Origin of the sequence: Bacillus sp. CH_70 (assembly GCF_038007045.1) — a bacterium.
GTDB classification, from domain to species: Bacteria; Bacillota; Bacilli; order Bacillales; family Bacillaceae_G; genus Bacillus_A; species Bacillus_A cereus.
In genome coordinates, this window is record NZ_JBBOWL010000002.1 from 302393 (window position 1) to 326257 (window position 23865).

Genomic DNA, 23865 nt, shown 5'->3' on the forward strand with positions numbered 1-23865 from the left:
ATTCGTTAGCTACCAAAAGTAACGACTAACCGAGAAGCCCCCACTTCAAACAGTCCGTTAGGATCTTAAGTGGCGGGTAGTTCACCAAGCCCTATTAGATGTTTGGAGATTTTAGATAGATATAACTTAATGGATTCTGCAGCAACTCATACACCAAGCATGGAATATAAACTGAGATGGTTAAAAGAGCGCTGGGTGAAAGGGTATTATATTTTCGCCAACTGCTGAGATAAAGCTTGAATAATAGAAAGGAGGATATATTTGAGAGGACCGATTCATGTAGCAGCAGGGGCAGCATTCGCTTTAAAATAGCGTCAAGTTCTTACGTAATATATTAAGCTTGGTACTGATCCATACAAAGAAAAGACACCAAAGGCGTCTTTCTCCGTATGGAACCATCTTAAGTTTAATGTTATGGATAAGATTTCTAACCAAAATAATTGTTGCAATTTAATATGTTTTTAATGCATGGATGTGTGCATTCTTATGACAAATAGATTGTGCACTATCATGCAAGTTAGTATTTTATTAGTAATCATTTTCATCTGAGTTACTATTATAACTAGAATTATAAGAAGGACTATCATACCTAGAGGAATCTTCATTTTTGTAACTAGAAGTGCTGTTATAATTGGAGTTACTATATGAACTTTCAGAACTTGAACTATTAGAAGAGCTATAATAGCTAGGGGAACTGTAGTCGTCATAATAGTCGTTAAAATCATCTTCATCATCCAAATCAGAATTTACAACTTTATTTGTATTTGCTTTCTTTCCAACTGATTGAACTCTATAAGACGTATTCCTTTTTTTATTTTGTTTTCTTTTTCCATTTCCTTTAGATTGCAACGAAGGTGTATACGTTATAGGTATTACTCTAGATAATCCCCTTACAAATAATCGAACAATACATACTAAAATCCACATGCAAATAATAAATACAAAGACATAAAGAGCAATGTTGTAAATCATATTGTTTATTGTATCTACCATCGCACCCTTTGAAATATTAAACATAAAATCAATCACCACCATTTTTCTATAAATTTTATATTAAAAACGTAATATTAATCTAAATAGAATTATAAAATATTTTTTCCATTTTTTATATAAAAAATATGAATTTGTTACCGCGGATTAGAATTAAGAAAAAGACACCCTGAGGTGCCTTTCAATGACCTTAGTATCATTTTTTAGTGTGAAAAGGCAAATTGTATACAGTTTGATACTCTGGCGGGATTATTTCATTTGTATATAAATTATTTTAAACTTTTCCTCATTTTCATGCATTTGAAATTTAATAGTGAGGGATACCGCTACATGCACATCAGCTTAAGAAAAATTAATGTCCCAAAAACGATAAAAGGAACAAATTAATTTGTTCCTTTCTCACTTAAATTCCACATGAAATTTAGTATCAATGATTCCAAAAGCAACTTTACATGGGAACGGATTTTTTCCTGTTGAAGCAGCACGCATACATGAAAGTACCCAATAATCCAATTCTAAAGGTAAACGGAATACCTGAATACTACTATCATCGTTTTTTACTGTTACGATTGGTGTATTTACCCTAGTTGTAGTGAAACCGTCAGTTGTTATCATTGCTACTGCATCATTATTATGAAAACCAGCGCTTAAAACCTCGTAAGTTATTCCATCATTCTCATTAATAATCATAGGTATATTTAAATAGGGATAGTTATTTATATTGTTATGAATAACTGTTCTTGCTGTATTCTTTCTTATCTGATTCCCTTGCATTTTATACACTCCTTTATAACAATCCAAACGTTTAAATCTATTCTATTTTACATCCAGTATATCCGAAAATTGTAGTGTCAACTTATTATAGAAAGCATCCGTACATATGATAGCGCTATTTAACGGATCTATATCAATGATGGTCATATAGTTAGTAAGTAAATAGCCGCCTTCATAATATGTAATTAGTATTTCTTCTTCGGATAATAAGGAACATAAAAGCATGTTCTCAATCAGTTCTTTTTCTTCAGAGGTTAAAATGGGACGTGCTATTTTATTTTTCTCTTTGATTATTTCATGTATTCCGGCGAATTGTTCTGGCATTGCTGCGAACGGAGACCATTTGACCATTCCTCTTCCTTTTGGCATATTGGCGTTACTCATGATTTATGTCCTCCTATTAGTGTGTTTCTGTGTCTAGCTGTAGCGCTATGCGTGTAGGAAATCCCTCGTAAAATACTGTTTTTCCCAAACTTTGTGCGTATTTCATCCATTACTTTTGTCAACTTCACTTCTTGTTCTCGTTTTGTGACATCATCAAAAAGAGAAATTTGTTCTTCCCCTTCTTGAATTAGGTTTGTTAAGGATATGTTTATGCTACGAATGGGTTCACCAGTATATTGCTGATGTAAAAAGTATGTACAGATATGATAAATATCCATTGTTAAATTTGTAGGACGGCTTAAACTATGTGTTTTTCTAATGCCACCTGCATTATCCTTGCTATAACCAACAGAGAAATGAACGGTTCGAGCAAGTTTGTTTTGTTGTCTTAATCGATAGCAAACTTCTTCGGTATGTTCCAGTAGGATAATTGGAAATTCTTCTATTGTATAATCACGCATTAAAATTTGGCTTTTTCCTATAGAAGTTGTAACCGGAACATATTTCTCTGAAATTCGACTAAAATCAATCCCATTACTATGTAAGTGTAATTCTTCTCCAATCACACCGAAGCTTTGTTTTAAATATTTAAGAGGATAATTAGCTAAATCTCCAATAGAATGTATTCCTTTTTGATTTAATTTTGTTTCTGTTTTATGCGAAATACCCCAAAACTTACTCAGCGGCCGTATGCTCCATAATTTTGTAGGTATATCTTCGTATGTCCAATAAGCGACTCCGTCTTTATTTTTCTTTGCTTCAATATCTAAAGCTACCTTACTCATCAATAGGTTAGGTGCAATCCCGATTGTGCATTCAATTCGTGTGTGTTCATATATTTCACGTTTAAACTGTAATGCAAATTCATTTGGATTTCGGGCAAATAGATGGATGCTATCGGTAATATCCATAAAAAATTCATCGATGCTGTATTGATGAAAGTCTTCAATAGGAACATATTGTAGAGCTAACTTCGTTATGTAATTGGAGCACTTAATATAGGTTCCCATAATTGGATTCACAATAAGGATATCTTTTTGCCGAGGAATCTCGTATAGCCTTGCCAACTTCTTTACTCCCATTGCTTTTAAAGGTGGAGTTGCGGCTAAAACAATGGACCCATTCCTATTCACATCACCGACTACAGCTAATTTTGTATGAAGTGGGTCTAATCCCATTTTGATGCAACTAACAGAAGCATAAAAGCTACGAAGATCAACACATAAAATGATTCTATTCGGTAAAATTGAATAGTCATACATCATAATTCCTCCTAACAACGAGAACATCCGTTCTTATTATACACGAACTTACGTTCTTTTATGAAGTGGTTTTTGAAAAAATATTTTATTATATGAATTAAAAATACGCAGAATGAAAGAGAGAGGTAGCGGCCTAATGTAGTTGGAGTGTTTAGGTTATAAACAGTGTTATCTACATTAGGTAGTACAGGAAGAAAATGATGGGAGGGAAGTTCTTTAAATCATTTTCTAAGTATTTGAAATATAAGTGTTGACTGTAATTTATTACCTATGCTAACATATAGATAATTTAATTTAGGCGGTGGATATGTATTGGACTCAGACGTTGACTCGGATAGTTGGCTAAATAACCTCGATTTTCTTAGAGTACCTCTTATTATTTTGAGAATGTAGATTGTAAACAATCTTATATTACACGCAGTTAATAAATAGTAAGTAGGGAAAGTGAAAATATATTAGGAGGTGAATCCTTTAGTTTTTACAAAACTAAGGGGATTAGTTGGACATATTTAATTTAATTATGGTAGCGGTTTTAGTCGCATGTACCGCGTTTTTCGTGGCAATTGAGTTTGCTATTGTAAAAGTAAGAGGATCAAAGATTGATCAATTTGTATTAGAAGGAAAGAAGGGTGCATTGGCAGCTAAGAAAGTAACGTCAAACCTGGATGAATATTTGTCGGCTTGTCAATTAGGTATTACAGTGACAGCAATGGGACTAGGGGCATTAGGTGAACCAACCATTGAGAGACTTTTATATCCTTTATTTGATAAGTGGAATATCAACCCTTCCATTGCAGGTGTATTATCTTTAGGAATTGCTTTTACTTTTATGACGTACTTACATGTTGTAGTTGGTGAATTGGCACCCAAAACATTTGCGATTCAAAAGGCTGAGAAGGTTACTTTATTGCTTTCAGCTCCGCTTATCTGGTTCCACAAAATCATGTATCCGTTTATTCGATTGTTGAATGGCTCTGCAAGGATGATAACAAGACTATTTGGTTTAAGATCAGCATCAGAGCATGATGTCGTACATACAGAAGAAGAATTACGATTGATTCTTTCGGAAAGTTATGAACGTGGAGAGATTAATCAAGCTGAATATAAATATGTAAATAATATTTTTGAATTTGATAATCGTATTGCAAAAGAAATAATGGTCCCTCGTACAGAAATTATAGGGCTTCATGTAGAGAATTCTTTAGCGGATCATATAAATATAATCCGTAATGAAAAGTACACACGCTACCTTGTATTTGGAGAAGACAAAGATGAAATCATCGGCATGGTGAATGTGAAAGATTTCTTGATTCGTTATATAAGTAATGAATCAAAAGAATTTAATTCTATTTCCTCGTATACGCGTCCAGTAATTGAAGCAATAGAAACCATACCAATACATGATTTATTATTAAAAATGCAAATGAAACGTATTCCATTGGCTGTGTTATATGATGAATACGGTGGCACAGCTGGTTTGGTAACAATTGAGGATATACTAGAAGAAATTGTAGGCGAAATCCGTGATGAATATGATGGTGATGAGCTTTCACCAATTCAACAAATGAATAATGATCATATTGTCGTAGAAGGTAAAGTGCGTATTAGTGAAATAAATGATTTGTTAGGATTACATATGAATGATAGTGATGTTGATACAATTGGTGGTTGGATTCTAATGCAGAATTATGATATCCAGGAAGGACAAACGTTATTTAGTGAAGGATATGCTTTTACAATTCTTTCAAAAGACCCCCACCAAGTTAAGCGTGTTGAAATACAAAAAGAAATTTTAGAAGCAGCAACTGTATAGTTGCTGCTTTTTATAGGGGTAGCAGAAAATGAAAGCAAAGATACTTGTAACATTAACCTTACCTGTTATGTTATTAGCAGGTTGTACAACCGAAACATATGGACTTACACAGTCAGAGTTCAGACAAGTAGATAAAGAGTTTAAAGCAGATAAGATGATAAAAGACATGAAACAGTTGCATTATAGCGATGAACAAATTGAGAAACAGCTAAGAATGGCGTTAGCACAATTAAAGTATGAAGAGGAAATGAAGAAGAAAGAAAATGACAAGTACAAGGGTATAGAGACTGAAGAAGAAACCAAGAAAGACAAGAAGAAAGGGGACAATGAAACAGTCTATGAAAAGAAAGAAAAAGAAAAAGTAACGGTAACGGAAGAAAGATATCCGTATCAGTTATACGAAATCTATGCCCGACTTCAGTATCAAATTGAATATCTAGGTAAGGGGATGGAAAAATCAATTAATGAGCGTAGTGCTACCGTGAACTACACAAGAGAAGAATTAAAACTGGTTGATATGCAACTAAACTACATACTTAACCTGGTGCCAATCGGAAAGTACGAATCAAACTATCCTTTACTCGAAGAAGGTGTGTCAAAGTTAAGAGAAGCTTTAGAACTCATTGTAGACTTTGGTATGAGAGCGCAAAATCCGTTATATCCTGATAACAAATTACCTGAGGGATTCGACAAAGCCAATGATATGATTATAGACGTACTGAGCACATGGCAACCGATTTTTGATGAAATAGATAAAGATTTCCCTGATGTGAAACGTAAAGCAGAGAAGAAAGTAGAAAGGAATTTAAATGATGATACAGAAGGTGGATTCCGTATTCATAAATTAAATCCTAAAAAGGTAAGCAGAGAAGAAAATAACAACGATTATTAACGAGGGGGATGACGTATGAAATCGAAGAAACTAATCACATTAGCGATTCCGGTTATGTTATTAGGGGGGTGTGATACGATTCAAGATCCACCAAAGAAAGAAGCAAAGACAGAAGAGTTAAGCAAAGCGAAAGCCACTGAACAAGATAAAAAGTCTACTAGCTTAAAAGATAACGAGAAAGATATTCAAAGGATTCGAGTTTTAGAAGAGGATTACCCACAATACATGTTAGACATGGAGAAAGATTTAGTGAAGCGGTTAATTTTTTATAAAGATTCAATAAAATACTACCAAAAAGGTAGTAAATCAAGGGAAGAAGTCTTAGCTTCCATTAAAGACTATATGAAAGTACTGGATAAGATAGAGTCTATAGATGCCCCTTCTAAATACAAGGAAGATCACAAAGAAGTCCTTAAAGCAGTCAGTAAGTATAGGGAATCTTTTGAAGAAGTAGAAAAGGTATTCAAGAAAACAGACTTCTCAATGGAAGCTGATAAGGAAGTACTTGAAAAGGCAGACAGTAAGCTATCAGAAGGTAATCGTATTTGGATACCAGTGTTTGAAAAACTAAAGAATGAATCAAAAAAAGTAGAAAGTTCTTCTGATTCTTCTAGTGAAGACGTTTCATCAAATTTTGTTCCAAAATCATCTTCACCTAACTTAAGTCAATCAGACAAGAGCCAAGCCCAAACAGGTATGTTCAAAGGTATAGTTGGTACTGATGAAGAGTTAGGAATAAACGATTCTAATACATCTAGTTATATTAAAAATGAAAGGTCTATTGTAGGTAAGTATGGTATTGATTTAGGAGAAGGAGTCAAAACAATACTCGATTTAAAAGGTGATATGACATTTGCTTTTTATAAGTATGGGGATTTCCCAAGTAGAGATAGTCTAATGAAAGGAACATACGAGTTAGACGTACCTTCTTTACAATTAACATTAAAATTAACAAGCGTAACTGAGAATGGTCATAAGACTCAAAGAACTGAGAGTTTTAGATATCAGGTGCAAAATTATGATTTAAATATGTTACAACTTTATAGTGCAGACGAAGATATCCGTATGAGATTGATTAAAAACGGGTAAATATATTAGTAGGGTTAGGTGAAAAAGCCTAGCCTTTATTTTAGGGGGATATTGCATAAATGGAGCAGGTTATACAAGAGTTTTTTTCTCCTAATAAAAACTATAAGGTTCAAATCATTGAAAGAAAAGATGGTCTATACACAACAGAAGCGTATAGATGGATGGAGGATTGTGGATATGAATTTTGGAGTTATATATCACAAGGATTGACTTTGGTAGATAGTGAGGAACATGCGCGGAAGATTGCTATGGAACAACTAATAGAATGTTCAAGGGATGAGTTTTAAAAATATGCTATTTTATCCGTAAAATTATAAGGAATTATGATGTTTTATTGTTGGTGACAGAATATAAATTTTTCGTAAGTGAACCTAGTATTATTAATTTCTAGACTCACATCTTTTTTTATGAAAATATTGAAGTGAATATCAATTAAACTTATTTATATTATGTGAATTATAAGATATAATGAAATTAGGTGCAAAGATGCACTATTTGAAAAAGAGTGCAAGGCAAAAAGGAATCCGTAAAGGATTCCTTTTTTGTTTCTTTAAAAATGAAGCAATGTTCTAATTATCTCTTTATTTTTTATGAATGAACTACCACTGTATAATTTTAAAAGGGATTTTTGGGGGATTTTCATATTCCTGTAACAAAGCAAAGGTATGTTATGTGTGTTAAATATAAAGAGAAAGAAGGGGAAGTTATGAAAAAATTTTGCTAATTATTGCGTTATTAGGCATAAATACAAGTGTATATTAACGTGTAAAAGGGCTGCAAGTAATTAGCAGTCCTTTTTGCATGTTAAATAAGGACTTACTGAGGTTATAATGAGAAGAAAAAGAACCCTATAGGGTTCTTTTTCAAGGCATATTAACAGTAAGGAGAATCATGAAATGCTACTTCAAATCTTTATTAGGGGAAAGATTTTGAAAAAGCTTAACATACATCTATTTTTACATAAATGTAATATATAGTAAATTGATAATATTTATACTTATTATTACCAATATTTAATTAAGATAGTTAACACTATTTATATAGTGTTAACGAAGTGCATATTTAGAAAACTAATAATAGCCCCAAGTTAGTTATATATGTCTAATATTATATTTTATTTGCTAAAAGAGCTTATAGATATATCATTTCGAAATTTAATTAACATATAAATAATTTTAACTGAAATTGAGTATGTATTAACTAAAAGTAAAAAAATAAACAAAGACCCTGTAATAAATACAGGGCCGGATACAGGGTTAAGGGAACGCATAGTTTCTTAATATCATAGTAGCATATATTCTTTGTATAGCTACATGAGGACTTTGACAGAATTAAGAACAAGACAGAAAATCTGTAGGAAAGTAAATATAGTGCTGGAAATGTGATTTTAAATTAAACTATAGGCATATTGAAATGGATGAAAACTCTTGAGTACCATGATTAAATTGCCTTTAAATATGAGGTTTAGGTTAGAGGGATAATTGGATCTTATTGAAAAGGAAAAATGTTTTTTAGATTAAAAGAAGAAAAGATACCTTTTGGGTGTCTTTTCTTTAGGTAAACAGTTCACATATTGCTGAATTAGATACGAAACCATAATTCGACTACGAATTAAATCCTAACATAATCTGAACAGAAAAAATATGTAATATTATATTTTTAATTTTTAATTATTTTATTCAATATAGAGCAGCAACGTAAATAAAAGGGCATGCAGTCGTATCTGCAGCCCTTTTTAGGAGGAATTCAAGACACCATTAGGACACGTATTGGTAAACAGGTTCAAAAATAGTATATGTGAAAAGAAAAAGTCCTATACCAAAAGTAGACAGGACCTTATTTTTTTACATTTTAAAAAATGAAATTCCGTCCTTTTGAAATCAGTACAGCACAAACTTGGTTTGTAATGAATTTAGAAAAAGTATACATGAAAATGGCAGACAACTATTTTGTTGCCTGCCGGTGCCAGTGCCAGTGGGTTGAATGAGTTAGTCAATTCAATAAATTGTGCTATCCCATTACCAGAAGAGTGAAGCCGCTAGTTCAAACGGCTTAGATATAGTTTGCCTAACAAAGAAAAAATTATAAGTAGAGATTTTGTTTACTCTATATGAAAAGATAAATAGATATTCATCAGACAAGGATAATTTAGCATACCTTGAATAGGGTGTAGGAACGAATTAAAGAAAAGGATATTTGTTTAGGAAGGGACTGACTCAGGAATGGGACTTTCGGACAGGATTTGGGGAGCGATGATTGCCTTTGGCATTGCGACTAATATCGTTGCTTGTATAATGGCAGTATACATTCAAAAATATGAGCTAATGATAAATGATCTTACAAATATTTTATTTTTAATAATTATCTCTTTAACGTTTATTAAGATGAAAATTAACAAATGGGTGGCATTAGGATTTACATTGGTTGTAATAGAGAAAGGTATTCAAGCGGGATATGACTTCTACACACATAATTATTATAGTGTCAGTTGGAGTTTAGCTATCATTGTCTATTGCATATACGAGATGGAAAAGTATTATATTGAAATAAATGAATAGGCGCAACAAAAAGGTGTTAGTAGGCGGAATTCTTTTTAAAATACTATAAAAAAGACACTACAAGAGTGTCTTTTTTTTGAAAATACTCTATAATTAACTTTGGGGAAGGTAATGTTAGAGTATTCGTTTAGCATTATCTTTATATTTGATAAACCATGAAATCGAAAGATTTTGTGGTTTATTTTATGAACAATAGATATTACAGTATTGGCAGTGAGCTATTGATCATTATAAGCATTAGGAGAGAGGGGTTCAAAGTCTAACATCGAATAACGGTTCCGGAATATAGTGTTGCGAAATGATCTCCCATATCCCAAACGGTACTTGCCTGTATATAGCCCTTAAAGCCTTCTGAAGAATAATAAATCTCTTTTGGTATACTTTCTTCAGTTTGGAAATGTGCTTTAGAGTACTTTACATAATGGTTTTTAATAACTTTTGATTCGGGAACAATAGTGTTTTTTTGTTCCATTGTTTGCCTAGCACTAGAAGTTGGTATGAATTTTACAGAATCTTGGTAATTAGTATCTAAGGTGTCAGCTTGTACACTGTGTGACGAAACAAAGGTGCTTAAACTACTTCCCACGATTAAAGTTGCAAATGCCAACTTTGAGAATTTTGCTAATCTACTCATTTTATAATCTCCTTTTCATAATTTTGTAAGGTACCTCCTTACACCTCACAGTCTATATCCACTACAAAAGGGTGTACATACATATTGATAGACAAATTTCTACAAAATACCTCATGTTTTGGCGTTTATGTATAATAATCCAATGTCTAATAATCTATCAAAAGTAAAAAGATAGGTCTTATATAAAAGAAAATGAATAATTTATGCAGAGTTTGTATATAAGATTATTGTTTAAATATTCTAAAATGAGTTGATAAAGATGTTGGTAGGTTTTTTGGAAAAGAAATGATTCCCTAGGTGAAATTTGAAAGAAAGATTCTCTGTTAGAGTTTTTATAAGGGAATTCATTTTCGTAGATTTAAAATGTAAAATTAACTAAAGAATTAAGTAAAAGCACACATTTTAAATAAAGGCTCTGTCGGTGGTCGTCTAATAAATGAAATGACTGATGCTTATGATAGTTTGCGTCTAGCAACATTCAGTGTATAAACGAATGAATCAAGAAAAGGGTGAAATATTGGATAACTCGAAATGGATGCCTTTAAGTAATGTTGATGATGATGAGGAAATTTGGGCAGGAGCAAGAGTTAGGTTGTACAATGTTGATATGAATAGAGAAGACAAAGAAAATAATTTCTATGAATATATTATTTCTTATATCTACGACAACAATAACTACTTACAATTAACTAATTTAACAAGAGGAAAAGCAGGCTATGTTATTTGTGTCATTGAAAAAGAATTACCAAATAATTATGCATTGGGCAAAACATTAAAGCAAAGAATAGGCTTAGAAAATACCTATTTTAGATTTGAATGTGAATAATCAACAACTAAGAGAAGTACCAACTCTAAGGTGTCTTCCCATATTTAATACTTTTTATCAATAATTAATATTAACAGAGCCAAAATAAAAAAGTGAGAAAAATGATAAACATTCTTCTCACTTTCATCAATTAGGGTGGCATATACATAAATATGCGTCTGGGTAGATTTTCGGATGAAAAATCCACATGCATAGTATAACAAAAAAATTAAGGTTTTTCGCATGTAATATTGCATATAAAAAATAGTAAAGTTTTAAATTTAAATATTAAAAACTCATATATACATGTTACAATGTAATTCTCTAATTTATTTTATTCTCCTATTTAGAATTTGTGGTTTAGTGATTCAATAATACAAAAGTGGTTGTAATAAATAGATAAATCAATGAAGTAATACAGTTAGAATGGTTAAAAGGCAGTTAAATATAATTATTAAAAGAATAAATGTACTTAGTTAGGTTTTGTGAATTTATTATGGTAAGGATTTCATCTGATTGGAATAGCGCTAAACTAAATTTTTATCCAAACGAATCCAATAATTATTTTCAAAATGAGTATATGTTTCATCCAGTTTATATTGAATAATTCGTATTCTAATAATTGCTCAATATAGAAAAATAACATATTTAAAAGGAGGATAGATAAAACTCTACCTGTGAAATCTAAATCGCTAAATGATAAAGTATCAATAATAGGATGTAATTATAGTTCCGTTTCTAATGGTACTATAAATGAATGTGGAAAAAATAAAGGAGAAAAATTTAAATAGACTATAAAAGTAGTAAAAATGAAAAGGAGAAGTAGCTAGTGTTTAATATAAAAGAAAGATTGGGACAAATAAAGCTAAAAACGAAGTTGTCTATGGCATTTATAGCAATATTAATTATACCAAGTCTTATTGTAGGAGTATCATCTTATAATAAAGCAAAAACAGATCTTAATGAAACAATTCTACAATCAGCAAAAGATAATATAAGTATTTTAGATAAGATTGTTGATGATGAATTAGAAAATAAGCATACAGATGTCACTCATTTTGCAAAGGTACTTACACAAGGTGATTATAATCCTGAACAATCGCAAAATGTACAGAGTAAATTTGATCAATATATACAGTTACATCCAGAAATAGAAACGATTTATACAGCATCCAGTAACAATCAATTTATTCATGCACCTGTAGGAAAAATACCAGAAGGGTTTAATCCATTAGAAAGTAGTTGGTATAAGGATGCAGTAAAAGCAAATGGAGAGATTATTGTTTCATCTCCATATAAATCAAAGGCTACAGGAAATATGGTAATTGCAATCGCAAAGCAAAACGCAGATAAAAGTGGTGTAATTGGCGTAGATTTGAATATTACAGATATCGTAAAAACATCCAAAATGATAAAAATTGGAAAGCAAGGATTTGTATCTATAGTTAGTCAAGATAAAACTATAGTTGTTCATCCATCACTAAAGCCTGGAGAGAAATTAGAGAAAACTTTAGCGGATAAATTGTACAAGACAGAAGATGGAGTAATTACTTATAGCCTCAATGGAGAAGATCGAAACATAAGCTTTAAGACAAACAAAAAAACAGGTTGGAAAATAGCAGGCGTAATGCCTATGAAAGAAATTGAAGAAGCTACTAATCCTATTTTTTATAAAACGCTCACTATAATAGGGGCTTCATTATTGTTAGGTGGAATTGTAATTTTATTCATACTTAGATCTATTATTAATCCACTAAGACAATTAGTTATTTCGGCCCAAAGAATTAGTCGGGGAGATTTAACCGAGAAAATAGATATTCGTTCAAAGGATGAACTTGGTCAATTAGGCGTTAGTTTCAATACAATGGCAGAGTCGTTACGTAATATTATTTCTCAAATTAACACATCTGCTGGACATGTAGCTGCGTCTTCTGAGGAACTAACTGCTAGTGTAGAGCAAGCAAGTGTCGCGACGGAACAAATTACAAAAGAGATAGAAGAAATCTCGAACAGTGCAGAGATTCAAAATAATGAAGTTGAGTCTGGAGCTGGATTAATTGGTGAGGTAACACGAAACATTCAATACGTAGCTGAGAATGCTTCTGAAGTATCGGCTTCATCCATATACACTAAACAAAAAGCCAATGAAGGTGAACAATTAGTAGAACAAACTGTAACACAAATGCAGTCTATCCATCACTCTGTTTCTCAATCAGATAATGTAATAAAATTATTAGATAAGAAATCACAGCAAATTGGCAGTATATTAGAAGCGATTCAAAATATTGCTGAACAAACAAATTTATTAGCATTAAATGCAGCGATTGAAGCAGCTAGAGCAGGAGAACAGGGGAGAGGGTTTGCAATTGTTGCCGATGAAGTTAGGAAGCTAGCAGAGCAATCATCCGAATCTTCGATGGAAATTGGAAGCTTAATTAAGGAAATACAAGCAGACGTACATGAGACTGTAAAAGCTATGAATGAAGTGGGAGTAGAAGTACAGTCGGGAATTAAAGTTGCGAACGATACAAAACAAAGTTTTTATGAGATTTCAAAATCTGCAAATGATATTGTATCAAAAGTGCATGGTATGGTAGAACTATCAAATAAAATGACAACTGATGCAATGAAAGTCGATACATCGATTGATCAAATATCTATGGCTGTAAAAGAGAATTCTTTAAGTATGCAAACGATAGCTGGTTCATCTGAGGAACAACATGCTTCTATGGAAGAGATAAATTCTTCAGCAATACAATTAGCACAGATGGCGGAAGAACTTCAAGAGTTAATTGGTGGATTTAAGATTTAAGTTGAGATTATAGGAGAGAATGCTAGAATCTTGTTACAGAGTGGAAATGAAAAATCTTATAACATAGTAAATAAAGTATAATATGTACTCTCTATGCGTATTGAACAGGCAGATAAGCCATTTAAAAACCCTCCATTTGGAGGGTTTTTAAATACATTTACATTAAATTTGTGGTGGTGCACCACCATAATCGCCAACACTATATGAAGGAGTAGGATAATGCCCATGAGTAGCAAGCTGATCTGTTTTAGAAAACTGAGAAATTCCCACCATTAACGTCCCAATGAAAGCAATGCCCGATAATAATAAACTGATTTTTTTCATTATTTTAATACTCCTTTTTCGATTAATTTTCGTCTTGCTTGATAACAAATATGGAAATAGTCACTTACTTTTTTGTGGTTCTCTAATTGTCTACATTTTGTGGCAAATAATTCAGCGTATTCGACAACATATTCCCATAACTCTTCTTTCTCAAAGTATAAGATTCCTTCTTGAATGATTTTTTCTAATTCTTCCAATGGAATGTTTTCGTTTAATCTTTTTAAAATAAAGAAGTGATGTAGATATTCTTCGTTATGGATTTCTCTGCAAATCTTTAATCCCTTAACAATGAGTTTGCTAGCCGTTGATTGTTCTCCTAATTTATAATGTTCCTTAGCTTGTAGGAAGATAGCCTTGAAGTGTGTAGGGATTTTCTCTGTTACTTCTGAAAGGTGACGAATAGCTAAAGTAGACATACTTTGATCAGAGTACAGCCACCCCATAGTACTTTTTACGTATAACAAAGAATCTTCTGCCTTATTCTTTTGTAGTAAATCAATTGCACTTTGTAAATATTCTTCAGCTTGTTCGTACTGTTTTAAATAGATGCAGCAACCACCTAACAAACTATTACAAAAGGCTGTTTTTACTTCATAGCCTTCATACTTTGAAAAGATTGCTCTCGATTTATTTGCGTATTCGATAGAAGCGAGCATGTTATAGGTATGATGATAAAAAGTAGCAATTCTATAGTAGAATTCAGCGTGTTCAATTTCATCTGGTATGTCTACTAATATCTTTTCTGCCAGTTTATAATGTTCCTCTGCCTCAGTATAATTTGATATAAAAGTGGAATGAATGGATTTGAAAAAGTGATAATAGAAGCGTAGGAAATGGTCTGTAGGCATAGCATATTCGCTAATAGCATCAAAGCTATTTTGTTGAATACCTAGGCTATCTGTTAAGACATTGTAACGGAATTCAAGTAGTGAGTAATATAGTAACAAATTTTGATCTTGATGTTCTTGATTAGGCTCAGTGCTTAATTTACTGATTTTTTCATCAATTTTCTTTTTTAGATTAGTAGCTTTTATAACTTGTTGAGATAGCATAGATCGATACCAATCGTTCAATAGAGCGGTTAACTGCTCATTTCCTTTTACTGAGACACTCATAATATACGCCCCCATCTTATAGAAATATCCTAATCCCATTTAATTATAAACATCATAACAAAATAGAAGAAAAAATGGAGTGATTTTACAATATTTTTCAAGAAAATTCATAAAAAACAATCAATTCGTGTCGAAAGTACTTAGATTATAATACCAAAAGGTCACTAAAAAGATGATACGAATCCTCATACTTTCTATTAGGTGAACCAAGAAAATGTGATTGAAGATTTATGAAGTTTCGTTCTCTTAAAACGGATTAATTACGTATTAATTTTAAAATTATTTTATTTGGTACTATAATGTGTATCACAACGAAATGTCTAAACTTTGCGTATGTAAATAAGAAAAGAATAAAGAAAGCAAAGAAGAACTTGTAGGAATTCCTACAAGTTCTTCTTTAGATAATGTAAAAAGGTGAAACAGACTATCTTATTATTCGTAATAGGGAAATTATCTAATTTATAGCTGGATTTCATTATATAACGGGTATCAACATTTAGAGTTTTGATGTTTGGAAATTATGTGATTTCAAAAAAAGATGTACTGTTTTGAAGGTTTGTTTTTATTTTTGATTAAAGATAAATTAAAGACTGGTAGGGGAAAAAGTTTATAAAAGAGAAAGTCTCCTTGACTTGTTCTAAAAAGATGATTCTAAAAGTTATTTGTGTATAGAATAAGTAAGTCATGAATTCATCACCATTGGTGATAGTAAACAATTGGTTCAATATATTAGCAAGCAACTTGGTGGAATAGCTACAAGAAGGGGGAATTATAAAATTGTTAAAGCTCAGTATAATTCTAAAATATCAGATATAAATAGTGGAGTTTTTACCTTATTCACTTTTCGGGTAGGATAAGTACAAAAAAATAGGGGGGTGTTTCTTTGGACGAAGCTCTTTTGACAGGGATAGTTTTTTTCATAACTAGAACAAATAAATTAATAATCGCATATACTGTATTGTCGTTAAATCAAGGCATTATTTTCTCAGAACAAAGGAATCACATATTTTTTAGTGATTCCTTTATTATACAGTATAAAGTCAATAATTTATTTAAAATATAACCGAAGAAATACAATCTTTGTGAATGGACGATTATATCATTCTAGGTATAGTAGGTTTATAATTTAGACTATAAAATTTAATGTGTCTGTTATTATTTTAGCCAAGAGGACTCCTTACTTAAGGAACTCACAGCAGGTATGAGTGAGAGTAATTCAAAGCATGCAATATTGTTTAATTTGGCTAACACATAGATTTATCATCTCTGTACTGGTGTAAGAATTATAATGCTTATACCAATCTATTGTATTTTCTAAAGTCTGTTGTAGGGACCATTTTGGCTGCCAATCAAGATTGAATTTTGCTTTGCTAATATCAAGGTTTAGTAAATTTGCTTCATGAAAATTTATTGGACCTATATTTTCTGCTGTCCAATCCCCGCCGCCCCAAATATCTAGTAAACTGGTCACTAATTTTTCTACTGGAACAATATTGCTAAGGGATGGTCCGAAGTTCCATGCTCCTGAATAAATGATACCATTATTTATAATTTTTTCTGTAAGGAGTAAATACCCGCTTAAGGGTTCTAGTACATGTTGCCAGGGTCTAATAGCAGTAGGGTTTCTAATTATAATCTTTTTGTTTGACTCTAATGCTCGTATACAATCAGGAATAATTCTATCTATTGACCAGTCACCGCCACCAATTACATTACCAGCTCGAACGCTTGCAATTATTTTCTTGTGATGAGAAAAGTTTTCTTCTGGAAAGTAAGAATTTCGATAGGAAGAAATTAAAAGTTCGCAGCATCCTTTGCTTGAGCTATATATGTCATGGCCGCCCATAGGGTCAATTTCACGATAACCCCAAGGCCATTCTTTATTTTCATAGCACTTGTCACTTGTCACCATAATTCCTATTTTAGCTGATTCATGTAATCGAATTGCCTCAAGTACATTCATAGTTCCTACAACGTTTACCTCGTATGTTTCTCTAGGATATTCATATGAATACTTAACTAGAGGTTGGGCAGCTAAATGGAATACAATTTCAGGTTTATAATCTGTAAAAACCTTATTTAATTTATTAAAATCTCTAATGTCTCCACGGATATCAATTATATTATTTTGAAGGTTAGTAATGTTAAAGTTATCATTTTTATTTTTAGGATCCAATGAATATCCAATTACAGTAGCACCTAATTCATTTAACCATAGGGATAACCAAGAACCTTTAAAACCAGTATGTCCAGTAATTAAAATTGTCTTTCCGTAAAAAGCATCGTTAAAGTTTTGGTTTAACAATTAGTCCACCTCCTTTAGTACCCTATTTTTAGGGGGTTAGGTATAAATGTTTATTATTTTTATACCAATTAACTGTTTTTATAATTCCTTCTTCAATATTAATTTTAGGTTCCCAGGAAAGAGAGTTTTTTATTTTTTGGACATCTGCTTCAGGAACCCATCTTTCATTTGTTCTAGAGGAAATTGCACCGTAATTTGGTCTGGAATTGGTTTTCAAATGTTTGAATAATAATTCTACATAATGTTTTAAGGGGTGAATAGTGCCGCTCCCAATATTGAAAATTTCATTTTGTACAGTAGTATTTTCTACTGCTAGGATACAGGCATCTATTATATTTTCTATATAACAATAATCTCTTAATTGATTACATAAAGTTAAATTTACTTCTTTGTTTTGTAATACTTGCAAGATTATATAGCTAAAAATTTTATGTGGCTCCTCGCCTTCTCCGAATATGCCAAAAGGTCTTAATGTTATAAGATTAATGCTGTTTTCGCTAGCAATTTGATGGGCGAGTATAGTAGCAGCAGCTTTGGTACTTCCATAGATATCTACAGGGTTTAGTAACATATTTTCATGAATAGGTTCCATCTTGTTACCGTATTCAGAACTACTCCCAAAATTGATGATTTTTTTACAATTCACAAATTTTGCTGCTTGAATAATGTTACAAGTCCCTAAAACATTTGTTTCTATAGCGTGGATGTAATCTGTATGGGCAGAATTTACACCATAGGCTGCTAGGTGAAAGATATAATCGGGATTAATTTTCTTTATTGCATCTTGAACTTGCTTTTTATCTCGTATATCTATTTCATAGGTTTCAATATATTTTAGAACATCCTTTAGTCTCCAACAGTTTGATGGTGTTCTTATAAAAAGAACAATTTTTGCTTGTAAATTTAAAAGTCTTCGTGCCAAGTGAGAACCAATAAAACCGTATCCACCAGTAATAAGGAAAGTTTTATTTTTTAATGAAGTAATCATAGTGATAATCTATCCTTTATTAAGATGTATTTTTAAACAAGGAAAGTATCAGTTTTAATTTTGATGAGGGGAGGAGTATTTAAAATAATTTTTTATTGTTGTTGTATCAATTTGATCAGTAAATAAAGAGGAGGGAGATTTTTGAAAAGTATTATGAAGGGTATGACATGTCTTATTCAATTGTTCAATATAAGGAATGTATATATAATCTAAAACTGCTGGAGGTAATTCTAAAGTTTCTTGTTTCCATAAATCGAACTCATTTGGATTAATAATTTGCATACTTCCAAAATGAAAAGCAATTAATTCATCTTGATCAATAAAAACTTTGTTATCTGTTTTGGATATAGAACTGCTATTTAAAATGACATTCCAAGGTGCTGCATCAATACCTTTATGAGTCATGATTTTTATATTAGAAAAGATGTTAGGAATATGATTTAAATATTTTTGGTCACCCCATCTATTCATTTCAACATCATAATGATTATTGCAATATTCTAGGCATTTATCTTTCCACCATGTTAAAATCTCTTTACTATTTTGATCGTTTTTGAAGCCTACTAAACCAGCTTGGTATATACCGTGTATGTTTTCAATTTCAGTAGAGCTTCTTTGAGGGCAAAGGAATACAGAGTATTTCCACCATTCATCAAGAATGATATTAGGTGCTGTAAAGAAATACATATCAGCATCACAATATATAATGTGATCAACTTCCGGATAAAGACTCAGGACATGTAGACATAGGGGTGCTTTTAATGTCCAACAATATTCTTGTAAACTCCTATCATTTTTTATACTGAGGAGTTCATGATTTTCAATATCTTTTACCGGAATTAGTATAGCGTGCTGTAATTTTAATTTCTTTAATATTTGATAAGTTAAATCATCCATACAACAGATCCATACAGTAAATTTGGCGTTGAAATTTTCTAAGGAATAATAAGAGGTCAATCCTTGAATTAATCGTTCTTTACTTATAATCATTGAAAAATTCATAAAATGATTGGATTGATTCATTTTTCTTCTTAATTGTGAATCTTTATATAAGGTTTGAGCTTTATTTATATCTTTTTTACTTAAAAATTGTTTAGTATCTTTATTGAATTTATCTTTTAATTGATTTAAAACAAATTGAATTCTTTCTAAATACGGAGTGTAAATATGGTTTAATATATTATTGGGTATTGAAATTGCTCCCAAAGACCAAAGATCAAAATCATTTTCAGTAAAGATAGTAATACATGCAAAATGATAAACAACTAGTTTGTCGTTTTCAATAAATATATCGTTTTTAGTCTTGTCAATTTTATAATCGTTATTATATATACAGTTCCAAGGTGCAGCATTTATACCTAAGTTATTTGAAATTTTTACTTTTGGAAAATATATAGGGATATAATCTAAATACTTTTGGTCTCCAAATTTCCCCTCCTCAGCCTCGGCACTGCACCAATCTAGGCATTTATTTTTCCACCATCTTACACTTTTTAGTCCATAGAGATCATTCTTAAATCCAATTAGACCAGCCTGATATTTTCCATACATTTTTTCTACCCAATCACGATCTCTTTGGGGGGTAAGAAAAATAGAGTATTCACCCCATTCTTCAAAAATAATATTAGGATCAGAGAAAAAGCATAAATCACCATCACAATATAGAATAGATGGTAAATCATAATTGACCAATAAATATTCTATCAAGACAGATTTTAAAGTCCAACAATATTCATTTACTTTTCTTTTTCTCTTAATTGCTTTTAGTTCACTATCTTCTAATTCTTCAACTTGTAAAAGGTTTACATTAATTAAATTCATTGCTTTTAATAGTGAATATGCAAAAGGGTCTATACAACAAATCCACAATGTAAATTTTTCTGAGTACTGCATTAATGATTGCTGTAAAGCAATGATTTTCAAGACATATTCACTACCTACAATGACACAGAAATGATTATTTAGATCATGTTGTTGATTATAGAATTGGGGATTAATTCTTTTTTGAGTATTTTTTTGGGAAAGATTTGAAGCTTTAATTCCTGTTGAAAGCGGGTTAACTATTTTCTCATTAGAGGGGATATACAATCGAGGTAAACTTATTTTTTTATCATTAGAGTTCAACGCTTATTCAGTCCTCTCCACTAAAATTTATTAGGATTCCAACCTTCATCTACAGTTTTTAAATCTTTAGGTGTATCGACACTAGCCCAAAAGTCATTGTGTTCATAGACTGCGAGCTCATTGTCTTTTATTAAATTGCGAAGAGGATCTTCTTCTAGAACACAATCATCACTATTACCTAAATAATTAAATATTTCTTTGTTAAATACAAAAAAACCGCCATTAATTACTTCATCAAGTAATGGTTTTTCTTTAAAATCAATAGCAATTCCATCTTCGACCGCCAACAGACCATATTGACTATTTTTTTTAATGCCAGTTAATGTAGCAATTTTTCCTTTTTCTTTATGGAATGATATGAGTTGATCAATATCTATATTGGCTAATCCATCGCCATAAGTTAATAAAAATGTTTCCCCCTGTACAAAGGGTTCAAGTTTTTTTAGTCTTGCTCCGGTCATTGTATCAATTCCTGTATCTATAAAATGTATATTCCAATTTTCTAATTCCTGAAGTAGCGTATATTGACTGGTCTTAAAATTTAAACTAAAGTCATTTTCTTTCCAGCTAAAGTCCATAAAATATTCTTTAATTTTCTCACCTTTATATCCTAAGGGCAAAATGAAATCAGAATGTCCATATTTTCTATACCAATTCATTATATGCAAGAGGAGAGGCTTTCCTTGAACTCGAACTAATGGTTTGGGAATGTCCTCTAAAATTCCTTGCATCCGGAGCCCTTTTCCACCACACAAAATTATGACTTTCATAGATTTATTTCCTTCCTCTCTATATATTTTACTAATTTAAACTATGTAGTTTGTTTGATAAATGTATACACGGTTGTACCATAATGACAATCAACTAAAAAATATATGTTACATTTATAGTTAAAATGCTGATTAAACGTGAAGAATACGCACTGTAGTTTCTCATCAATTTTATGTAAATTAGATTATTTTAAAATCAATTCTTTAGTTTATTTAATACTAATGAAAGAAATTGCTTGTTCGTAAGATAAAAGAAGGGGAGGGAAATCAAGAGAATTGAAGAAGCTTATAATTAAAAATCTAAGAAGATAAAATTATACTGAAAATAAGATGAAGTATGGATGTAAGTAGTCGTTAATATATTAAATAGGAAGAACATGCTGATTGTAAAAATGATTTTAAAGAAATTAGCAGAAGAATAGCGAAGGAAATTAACTATTTAAAGGAAAAGTAAACAAATATTCCATTTTACAGCCCTTCCCGAACGAGAAAGCCCCTCGCCTTTAGGCATGGGATGAAAGTGAGGTTGGATAAGGAGTGCACTAAAAACCGCAAGGTTTGTGGCACACTAAGTATCCAAAATGTTGGTATCTTTTATTTTTTCATCTTTCTTGTTGCAGTTTTGTTATCCAACTGATACGATGCGAACGTGATGAATGATTATAGAAGAACCAAAACAACCGTGTCATTAATTAACTATCATTTTGTGTTTTGCCCGCGATACAGAAGAAGGATTTTTCTTAACACAAAAGTAGAAGAGCGTTTCGAGGAGTTGGTTCAAGAAATATGCGGAGAATTGGATGTTTCTATTGTTGCAATGGAATGCGACAAAGACCATGTTCACTTGTTCTTAAATACACCACCAACACTTAGTCCTGCTGATACAATGGCAAAAATTAAAGGAGTGACATCAAAACGTTTGAGAGAAGAGTTTCTACATCTTCAACACTTGCCGAGCCTATGGACGCGTTCTTATTTTGTTTCTACTGCTGGAAGTGTATCAAGTGAGACAATAAAACATTATGTTGAAAATCAAAAAACGAGGGGATAAAGCTTGTGCCACAAACCATCACGGTTAAAGTTAAATTGCTTCCAACAAAAGAACAAATCATGCTATTGGAACAAAGTAGCCACGAGTATATAAAAGTCATTAATGTCCTTGTATCTGAAATGGTTGAAGCAAAGAAAAGCACGAAGAAAAGCACGAAGAAAAGTACAAAGGATATTAAGGCCAATATCCCAAGTGCGGTGAAAAATCAAGCCATTAAAGATGCGAAAAGTGTGTTTTCTACAAAGGTGAAAAAGAGTAAATACAAAATCGTTCCGATTCTAAAAAGACCTGTTTGTGTATGGAATAACCAAAACTATTCATTTGACTTCACACACATTTCAATTCCGTTTATGGTAAACGGAAAGTCAACTCGTTTAAAGGTTCGCGCTTTATTAATCGACAAATATAATCGCAATTTCGAATTGTTGAAGCACAAGTTAGGTACACTTCGTATCACGAAGAAATCTGCTAAATGGATTGCTCAAATATCTGTCACGATTCCTACAAACGAAAAAACGGGAACAAAGATTTTAGGAGTAGACTTAGGTCTCAAAGTTCCTGCGGTAGCCATCACAGATGATGATAAAGTTCGTTTCTTCGGGAACGGTAGGCAAAACAAATTTATGAAACGTAAGTTTCGCAGTGTTCGCAAGAAATTAGGAGAAGCTAAGAAACTGAATGCCCTTCGTCAACTTGATGATAAAGAACAAAGATGGATGCAAGACCAAGACCACAAAGTAAGTCGTGTAATCGTTGATTTTGCAACGGATAATAATATTTCTGTCATTCGATTAGAGCAACTAACGAACATTAGACAGACGGCACGAACAAGCCGTAAAAACGAAAAAAATCTACACACTTGGTCATTCCATCGTTTAGCACAATTCATCGAGTACAAAGCGACATTAGTTGGCATAAAGGTCGAATATGTGGACCCTTCTTATACAAGTCAAACATGTCCGAAATGTTCTGAAAAGAACAAGGCGCAAGACAGAAAATACAAGTGCCAATGTGGATTTGAGAAACATCGTGATATCGTTGGGGCGATGAATATTCGCTACGCAACTGTGGTTGGCGGTAATAGTCAATCAGCCTAAGAACCTATATGGTCTGTCTTAGGAGGGGTGATGGCACACCCTCATCTTGAAGGCTGTTCAAAACAGAAATGGACTGCG

At 31.8% G+C, this 23865-nt stretch carries 19 protein-coding genes and 2 pseudogenes; 10 read left to right on the forward strand and 11 right to left on the reverse strand.

The genetic code is table 11. The features are described 5' to 3' along the window. Nucleotides 1-528: 528 nt before the first annotated feature. From N2V79_RS28495 to N2V79_RS28510, 4 genes are all read right to left on the reverse strand, one after another. Complete coding sequence (locus tag N2V79_RS28495) at nt 529-1017, reverse strand: hypothetical protein (protein WP_340720485.1); 489 nt, start codon at nt 1015-1017, stop codon at nt 529-531. Between the two features lie 372 nt (nt 1018-1389). Next, complete coding sequence (locus tag N2V79_RS28500; RefSeq protein WP_069603944.1) at nt 1390-1764, reverse strand: hypothetical protein; 375 nt, start codon at nt 1762-1764, stop codon at nt 1390-1392. A 42-nt stretch (nt 1765-1806) separates the two neighbouring features. Continuing rightward, nucleotides 1807-2148 carry a YolD-like family protein gene (locus N2V79_RS28505; RefSeq protein ID WP_340720486.1) on the reverse strand — a complete coding sequence of 114 codons (342 nt, stop codon included), beginning with the start codon at nt 2146-2148 and terminating at the stop codon, nt 1807-1809. Further along, nucleotides 2145-3410 (reverse strand): Y-family DNA polymerase, encoded by a 1266-nt coding sequence (locus N2V79_RS28510; RefSeq protein ID WP_000272552.1) that lies wholly within the window; start codon nt 3408-3410, stop codon nt 2145-2147. The genes N2V79_RS28505 and N2V79_RS28510 overlap by 4 nt, the downstream gene beginning before the upstream one ends. A gap of 499 nt (nt 3411-3909) precedes the next feature. Here N2V79_RS28510 and N2V79_RS28515 point away from each other — a divergent pair, with 499 nt between their 5' ends. The 6 genes and pseudogenes from N2V79_RS28515 to N2V79_RS28540 all read left to right on the forward strand — a co-directional run bounded on the left by N2V79_RS28515 (nt 3910) and on the right by N2V79_RS28540 (nt 9762). Then, on the forward strand, nt 3910-5223 hold the full coding sequence (locus tag N2V79_RS28515) for a hemolysin family protein (protein WP_031312980.1): 1314 nt from the start codon (nt 3910-3912) through the stop codon (nt 5221-5223). Between the two features lie 28 nt (nt 5224-5251). After that, nucleotides 5252-5459 (forward strand): annotated as a pseudogene (locus tag N2V79_RS29310) (hypothetical protein); the annotation flags it as partial. A 671-nt stretch (nt 5460-6130) separates the two neighbouring features. Continuing rightward, the gene (locus N2V79_RS28525) at nt 6131-7204 is read left to right on the forward strand and encodes a DUF7018 domain-containing (lipo)protein (protein ID WP_340720488.1); all 1074 of its coding nucleotides are present in this window, start codon (nt 6131-6133) and stop codon (nt 7202-7204) included. A gap of 59 nt (nt 7205-7263) precedes the next feature. Beyond that, nucleotides 7264-7491 carry a hypothetical protein gene (locus N2V79_RS28530; RefSeq protein WP_259591405.1) on the forward strand — a complete coding sequence of 76 codons (228 nt, stop codon included), beginning with the start codon at nt 7264-7266 and terminating at the stop codon, nt 7489-7491. A 341-nt stretch (nt 7492-7832) separates the two neighbouring features. Beyond that, nucleotides 7833-7948 (forward strand): annotated as a pseudogene (locus tag N2V79_RS28535) (cellulase); the annotation flags it as partial. Between the two features lie 1478 nt (nt 7949-9426). Next, the gene (locus N2V79_RS28540; RefSeq protein WP_017658069.1) at nt 9427-9762 is read left to right on the forward strand and encodes a hypothetical protein; all 336 of its coding nucleotides are present in this window, start codon (nt 9427-9429) and stop codon (nt 9760-9762) included. 259 nt (nt 9763-10021) lie between these two features. Here N2V79_RS28540 and N2V79_RS28545 read toward each other — a convergent pair whose 3' ends face one another. Then, a complete protein-coding gene (locus N2V79_RS28545; protein ID WP_050844956.1) occupies nt 10022-10396 on the reverse strand; it encodes a hypothetical protein in 375 nt (124 codons plus the stop codon). Nucleotides 10397-10931: 535 nt separating this feature from the next. On the opposite strand from N2V79_RS28545, the gene N2V79_RS28550 reads away from it, so the two are divergent. Together N2V79_RS28550 and N2V79_RS28555 are read left to right on the forward strand one after the other, a co-directional pair. After that, nucleotides 10932-11222, forward strand: a complete 291-nt coding sequence (locus N2V79_RS28550; RefSeq protein ID WP_050845376.1) for a hypothetical protein — start codon at nt 10932-10934, stop codon at nt 11220-11222. Nucleotides 11223-12030: 808 nt separating this feature from the next. Continuing rightward, complete coding sequence (locus tag N2V79_RS28555; protein ID WP_142340509.1) at nt 12031-14013, forward strand: methyl-accepting chemotaxis protein; 1983 nt, start codon at nt 12031-12033, stop codon at nt 14011-14013. A gap of 162 nt (nt 14014-14175) precedes the next feature. Here the strand turns inward: N2V79_RS28555 and N2V79_RS28560 are convergent, their stop codons facing one another. The 6 genes from N2V79_RS28560 to N2V79_RS28585 all read right to left on the reverse strand — a co-directional run bounded on the left by N2V79_RS28560 (nt 14176) and on the right by N2V79_RS28585 (nt 21639). Beyond that, nucleotides 14176-14337 (reverse strand): Phr family secreted Rap phosphatase inhibitor, encoded by a 162-nt coding sequence (locus N2V79_RS28560; protein ID WP_000724104.1) that lies wholly within the window; start codon nt 14335-14337, stop codon nt 14176-14178. Next, nucleotides 14337-15452, reverse strand: coding sequence for a Rap family tetratricopeptide repeat protein (locus N2V79_RS28565; protein WP_098852886.1), 1116 nt, complete (start codon nt 15450-15452; stop codon nt 14337-14339). Before N2V79_RS28565 ends, N2V79_RS28560 begins: the two co-directional genes overlap by 1 nt. A 1216-nt stretch (nt 15453-16668) precedes the next feature. Further along, nucleotides 16669-17757 carry a CDP-glucose 4,6-dehydratase gene (gene rfbG, locus N2V79_RS28570; RefSeq protein WP_340720489.1) on the reverse strand — a complete coding sequence of 363 codons (1089 nt, stop codon included), beginning with the start codon at nt 17755-17757 and terminating at the stop codon, nt 16669-16671. Between the two features lie 28 nt (nt 17758-17785). Continuing rightward, nucleotides 17786-18745, reverse strand: a complete 960-nt coding sequence (locus tag N2V79_RS28575) for an NAD-dependent epimerase/dehydratase family protein (RefSeq protein ID WP_224414197.1) — start codon at nt 18743-18745, stop codon at nt 17786-17788. A gap of 54 nt (nt 18746-18799) precedes the next feature. After that, nucleotides 18800-20869, reverse strand: coding sequence for a glycosyl transferase (locus N2V79_RS28580; RefSeq protein WP_340720490.1), 2070 nt, complete (start codon nt 20867-20869; stop codon nt 18800-18802). Between the two features lie 20 nt (nt 20870-20889). Beyond that, nucleotides 20890-21639, reverse strand: a complete 750-nt coding sequence (locus N2V79_RS28585) for a sugar phosphate nucleotidyltransferase (RefSeq protein WP_340720491.1) — start codon at nt 21637-21639, stop codon at nt 20890-20892. 649 nt (nt 21640-22288) lie between these two features. Here N2V79_RS28585 and tnpA point away from each other — a divergent pair. Together tnpA and N2V79_RS28595 are read left to right on the forward strand one after the other, a co-directional pair. Then, on the forward strand, nt 22289-22690 hold the full coding sequence (gene tnpA / locus N2V79_RS28590) for an IS200/IS605 family transposase (protein WP_340720492.1): 402 nt from the start codon (nt 22289-22291) through the stop codon (nt 22688-22690). Between the two features lie 5 nt (nt 22691-22695). Beyond that, nucleotides 22696-23787 carry an RNA-guided endonuclease InsQ/TnpB family protein gene (locus N2V79_RS28595; RefSeq protein ID WP_340720493.1) on the forward strand — a complete coding sequence of 364 codons (1092 nt, stop codon included), beginning with the start codon at nt 22696-22698 and terminating at the stop codon, nt 23785-23787. The last annotated feature ends 78 nt before the right edge of the window (nt 23788-23865 follow it).

Excerpts from the sequence above, each read along its gene's own strand:
- N2V79_RS28575 (WP_224414197.1), bottom strand. The coding sequence starts at position 18,745 with ATGATTACTTCATTAAAAAATAAAACTTTCCTTATTACTGGTGGATAC.
- N2V79_RS28565 (WP_098852886.1), bottom strand. The coding sequence starts at position 15,452 with ATGAGTGTCTCAGTAAAAGGAAATGAGCAGTTAACCGCTCTATTGAAC.
- N2V79_RS28545 (WP_050844956.1), bottom strand. The coding sequence starts at position 10,396 with ATGAGTAGATTAGCAAAATTCTCAAAGTTGGCATTTGCAACTTTAATC.
- N2V79_RS28495 (WP_340720485.1), bottom strand. The coding sequence starts at position 1,017 with ATGTTTAATATTTCAAAGGGTGCGATGGTAGATACAATAAACAATATG.
- N2V79_RS28585 (WP_340720491.1), bottom strand. The coding sequence starts at position 21,639 with ATGAAAGTCATAATTTTGTGTGGTGGAAAAGGGCTCCGGATGCAAGGA.
- N2V79_RS28525 (WP_340720488.1), top strand. The coding sequence starts at position 6,131 with ATGAAATCGAAGAAACTAATCACATTAGCGATTCCGGTTATGTTATTA.
- N2V79_RS28530 (WP_259591405.1), top strand. The coding sequence starts at position 7,264 with ATGGAGCAGGTTATACAAGAGTTTTTTTCTCCTAATAAAAACTATAAG.
- N2V79_RS28500 (WP_069603944.1), bottom strand. The coding sequence starts at position 1,764 with ATGCAAGGGAATCAGATAAGAAAGAATACAGCAAGAACAGTTATTCAT.
- N2V79_RS28510 (WP_000272552.1), bottom strand. The coding sequence starts at position 3,410 with ATGTATGACTATTCAATTTTACCGAATAGAATCATTTTATGTGTTGAT.
- N2V79_RS28540 (WP_017658069.1), top strand. The coding sequence starts at position 9,427 with ATGGGACTTTCGGACAGGATTTGGGGAGCGATGATTGCCTTTGGCATT.
- N2V79_RS28560 (WP_000724104.1), bottom strand. The coding sequence starts at position 14,337 with ATGAAAAAAATCAGTTTATTATTATCGGGCATTGCTTTCATTGGGACG.
- N2V79_RS28550 (WP_050845376.1), top strand. The coding sequence starts at position 10,932 with ATGCCTTTAAGTAATGTTGATGATGATGAGGAAATTTGGGCAGGAGCA.
- N2V79_RS28505 (WP_340720486.1), bottom strand. The coding sequence starts at position 2,148 with ATGAGTAACGCCAATATGCCAAAAGGAAGAGGAATGGTCAAATGGTCT.